This window comes from Mesotoga sp. (assembly GCF_035363035.1).
Lineage (GTDB): Bacteria > Thermotogota > Thermotogae > Petrotogales > Kosmotogaceae > Mesotoga.
The window spans coordinates 1-4,695 of record NZ_DAOSEH010000120.1 but is presented as its reverse complement, the minus strand read 5'-3'; the positions used below and the strand labels follow the sequence as shown (position 1 = coordinate 4,695).

At 51.6% G+C, this 4,695-nt stretch carries 4 protein-coding genes; 3 read left to right on the top strand and 1 reads right to left on the bottom strand.

The genetic code is table 11. The features are described 5' to 3' along the window. Nucleotides 1–8: 8 nt before the first annotated feature. The 3 genes from PKX57_RS11295 (at nt 9) to PKX57_RS11285 (ending at nt 4,391) form a co-directional block, all read left to right on the top strand. On the top strand, nt 9–1,457 hold the full coding sequence (locus PKX57_RS11295; RefSeq protein ID WP_472417384.1) for a C1 family peptidase: 1,449 nt from the start codon (nt 9–11) through the stop codon (nt 1,455–1,457). A 205-nt stretch (nt 1,458–1,662) separates the two neighbouring features. After that, nucleotides 1,663–2,907 (top strand): hypothetical protein, encoded by a 1,245-nt coding sequence (locus PKX57_RS11290; RefSeq protein WP_472417382.1) that lies wholly within the window; start codon nt 1,663–1,665, stop codon nt 2,905–2,907. An 11-nt stretch (nt 2,908–2,918) separates the two neighbouring features. Then, complete coding sequence (locus PKX57_RS11285; protein WP_214050407.1) at nt 2,919–4,391, top strand: C1 family peptidase; 1,473 nt, start codon at nt 2,919–2,921, stop codon at nt 4,389–4,391. 47 nt (nt 4,392–4,438) lie between these two features. On the opposite strand, the gene PKX57_RS11280 is transcribed toward PKX57_RS11285, so the two are convergent. After that, the coding region (locus PKX57_RS11280) for a hypothetical protein (RefSeq protein ID WP_472417380.1) at nt 4,439–4,695 on the bottom strand (257 nt) is incomplete at its 5' end.

Genomic DNA, 4,695 nt, shown 5'->3' with positions numbered 1-4,695 from the left:
TGATTTGAATGAAGAAGACCTTACTGGTAATAATAATCACTCTGGTTTCTATTGCTACTTTCGGAAACGAGCTTCTTCAGGAAGCCGGTTCCAGGGCGGCCGAAGTCAACGAAAGTATCGCACGTTTGAATCTTCCCTGGAGGGCCGGCGTGCCCGGCGCACTCAGTGAATTCGCGGCTCACGGCATAGTCGATCTTGACAGCATAATCGAGAAGTGGCACGGAGAGGTCGAGCTCCCCGAAAGGATGAAGATGGACCTCACCAAATCACTCTTCGTAGATCAGGCCACTACACGGTACAGTCAGTTGATCTCGGCGCTGTTCGTTTATTTCCCCTATGGAGACGTGCACATTCCCGAAGGTAGTTTCGTGCAGGTTCACACTCCTATAACGAACCAGGCCTTCCACGGCACCTGCTGGGCCTTCGCCACGGTTGCCTCTTTCGAGAGCGGCCTGCTGGTGCAGAAAGACGGTCTTGCCGGAGAAGAGATCACCGAGCCCTGGAAGTTGCAGCACGATACATACGATCTCTCGGAGCAATTCGCCTCTTTCCACAACATAGACTGGGACATCTATTTAGAATCGATCTACGATCCTTTGCAGTCGGATGTAATAATCCAGGACGACAGCAGCGATGCCGGTGGAAACGCGATCTTCTCGACATACAACAGTGTAAGGTATGGGCTCCCTCTGGAAAGCGATTTCCCCTACAGCATGTTCGATTTTAACCCCTGGATACTCTGGAACCCCGTCAACAATAACTGGGAAGAGAACATAATCAAGAGCACCAAGACCGTGCAGGTTTATTATGGTGATGAACTCAGCTGGCTGGGCTACCCGTACGAAATTTACAACGGTGCCATCAAAGAGGCGATGATCAAGTTCGGGTCGCTCGCAGTCTCTTTCAGAGTGCCGGCAGACTTCGATTACTACACTGAAGGCGTTTACATTCCGACCTCCACGACTATCACAGGTGGTCACGCCGTAACGCTGGTCGGTTGGCTCGACATGGCAGGACTCAAGGCGGCCTTCCCCGATCTTATCGATCCGGAAGCGACTTCGATCACCGTCAACGATCCTTTCTCCGGCCTTACCTGGGAAGCGACCGAGTTCTGGATAATCAAGAACAGCTGGGGCGACTGGGGCTGGAACGGTTATTACGTGGTACCGGCCGTTTCCAAGCAGCTTTATGAGTTCTCAGCCAACAACGGTTTCGGTATTAGTCCGTGGATGATCGAGTACAACGCTATGTACGTCCCAATATTCGAGGAAGCCTACGCAATGGAAGACGTCGATTTCAACGGTGACGGAGTGGTGGACGAAAAGGATTTCGATATCCTTGTCGAACATATGTACACCGGAAGCATCGTTTACGATATCTCAATCCCCAAAGATTACTGGGTCGATCACGAAGATATCAGCAGATTCTTACTCATCTGGAACAGTATAATCGACTAAAACAGGACAGCATTTCAAAAGCGGACCTCAGGGTCCGCTTTTTTTGTCGAAATCGACTATCGGCCGACATCAATCAAGGGTAGGTTTTGGATTTCAGCGCAAGATTCGCTCGGTTTTAAAGGGCAAACTCGTTACCTTCCGGCGCCATGATAAAGCAGCCCGTTAGTGTAGAATTGAAACAACTCAATCACAAAGGGGGCCATGAATGAGACGTATTGCATCTCTGCTGCTCGTGGTTTTTCTCATCTTTCTGCTGAGTTCATGTTTCAAGCAATTGAATGTATCGGTAGAGTTCGAAAATCTCCAGACCGAATACGCGACGAAGAACGTAACGGTTTCCTGGAAGCCTACCGGTGGAGTCGATCATCTTTACCTATATTCGATCGACGGAGACGGTTATGTTGAAACTTCCGAAACTGAGTTAGAACTCACCAATCTTGAAGAGGGACCGCATACGGTCGAAGTGAAAATCGCCGGTTCGACGCGCATTCCCGACAAGTTCACCTTCATAGTGGACACTGAAGGTCCCCTCGTAAGGTTCATGGGATCGGACAGGTACAGCTACGGCCTGTTTTCCGAAGACTTCACGCCCTTCGGCAGGTATGTTTTCCTGAAGTGGGAGTTCTCCGAGGAAATATCTAAGGTCGAGTTCAGGTTCGTGGACACGAATTCCGAAGAATTTCAGTATATCACCGACTGGCTCGAATGGAACCCCGCCAGCACTTCCATGCTCATAAGCGACGAAGGGCTGACGGTGAACCTGAAGGAAGGAAATACCGTTCTGGATGTCTTCGAAGTCGGGAAGATATACAGGATGTACATAAGGGCCTACGACAAACTCGGGAACACCCGCTACAGCGATCAGTACAGACCCTTCGTGGTCTTCAGGCTCGACGAAAGATACGTCGATGAAGACAAACCCCTGGTCTATCTGGAGCCGGGACAGATTTTGCCGGCCGAGGGAGAGAACCGAGGTTCGATAGAAGTGGCCATAGTGGCTTCCAACGTTGCAAAATATGTGGAAAGCGTAAAGGAATACTTCGCACCCGACAACACGCGCAACGGAGAGCTCATGTACCTCCAGTTCTCCGTAGTCCACGATGAAGGACTCGTATTTGAAGAGGCCTTCTTCCCGCAGTTCATAGAAAACAAGACCAGTTTCGACGGGGTCATTCCCTCGAACAGGGAAGCCGTCGTCGTAAGAGGTTTCATCGACGAAGCACCGTTAATCCCCGCCGTATCGGACATCGTCGCGATCCTGAGATTCAGTTTCCCTCAAGAGCTGAGCGGAGAGAACGTGAGCTTCAAGATCGGCTCGCGCCACAAGGACGCTCTCTCGGGACCTATGTATTTTATAAGGGACGAGGCGAACAGGGTCATAGACGGCATAACCGTGGACAACCAGTTTGTAGAAGTCTCGCTGCCGGAACTCGTGGCGGCCGGTATGTGAGGGGGATAACGATGAGGAAAACACTAATTATTCTAGCGCTGGTTCTACTGGCCTGTGCATCTTTCGCGGGTACTCTTCTCGAGACCGCTGCCGTGAGATCGGCCGAGGTAGAGCGGGCCATAAGCGAACTCGGTTTGCCCTGGAGGGCAGGGGTTCCCGCTATTCTCAAGGAGTACGCCGCCAACGGAGTATCCGATCTGGACAGCCTGATAGACAAATGGAACGGAACGCTCGAGTTGCTCGAGCCGATCGGAGCGCCTGACGCCCAGGACTTCGAGGTGCAGGCCACTACACGCTACAACCAGCTGTTGTCGGCGATGGTCAATTACGACTACTGCGGCGACCTCTTCGTTCCCGAAGGGGGTTTCATTCAGGTACATCCCACCGTCAGGAATCAGGGAGCCCACGGAACATGCTGGGCCTTCGCGACCGTCGCTTCTTTCGAGAGCGCGCTTCTGGTGCAGGAGGATAGACTCCCCGGCGGCTGGAGTTACGCCCCATGGGAATACCAGTACGATCTCTACAACCTCTCCGAACAGTTCCTGGCCTTCCATAACGTAGATGACGATATCTATATAAATTCCTTAAGAGATCCTCTCCAGTCAGATGTGATAATACAGGATTCTAACGAAGACACTGGAGGTTGGCCGATATTCTCGACCTACAACTGCGTCAGATACGGACTCCCTCTGGATAGCGACTTCCCGTATATCAAGTACGACAGGAAAAACTGGATAGTCTGGAATCCGACAAACAACTACTGGGAGGATAACATAATCAGAAGCACCAAAACTATCAGAATTTACGGCGGCAGCACGTTGATGAGCTTCCTTCCGTACGATGAATACGTGATGGCGATCAAAGAGCTCCTGGTAAACTACGGCGCCCTCGTCACCTCCTTCGAAGTTCCCGTAGACTTCTCTTATTACAAAGAGGGAGTTTACGTACCCTCTACCGCGACAATCAGGGGTGGCCACGCCGTCACGCTGGTCGGATGGCTCGACATGGATGGGCTCAAGGCCGCCTTCCCCGATCTTATCAACCCCCAGGCAACGTCGATCACGATCGAAGATCCTTTCATCGAGGAGCAGCTCTTTGATCTGGACGAATACAAGTGGGAGGCCACCGAGTTCTGGGTAATCAAGAACAGCTGGAGCGAAGACTGGGGCTGGAAAGGTTACTACGTTGTTCCTATGATTTCCGAGGAACTGTACAACTTCCTCATCGAAGAGTTTTACGCCCTTCCAAAATGGATGATCGAGTGCGACGATATGTACGTCCCGCTCTTCGAAGAAAGCTACGAAACGAGTGAAGATATAGACTTCAACGGAGACGGCATCGTTGATAGGGCCGACTTCGAGCTCCTTCTGGCAAACATGTTCACCACCAGCGAGAAGTACGACATCTCCATTCCCAAAGACGGCCGGGTCGATCAGGAAGATGCCTCGCGCTTCTTTGTGATCTTCAACTCCATGCTCGACTGATATTCCACAAAAAGCAGGGCTTTGAGCCCTGCTTTTTTTCGATTCGATCAGAAGGCGCTGAAGAGGGGGGAGTGCCCATCGGCGATGATCCCGATTCCTTCACTCATCAGGACTTTGAAAGCGATCCTCCTGCCCGGATCGTTGTCGTACTCTACGTAGCCGGCCATCATGACGTCCTTCCCTTCAAAAAATCCCTCCATCCCACCGTACGGCACGACCGAATAACTGTAATGGCCAGGAGAGGCCAAATCCGGGAGCGTAAAAGCTCCTCCGTCATAGGATACAGTAGAAGAAAACTCCTCGC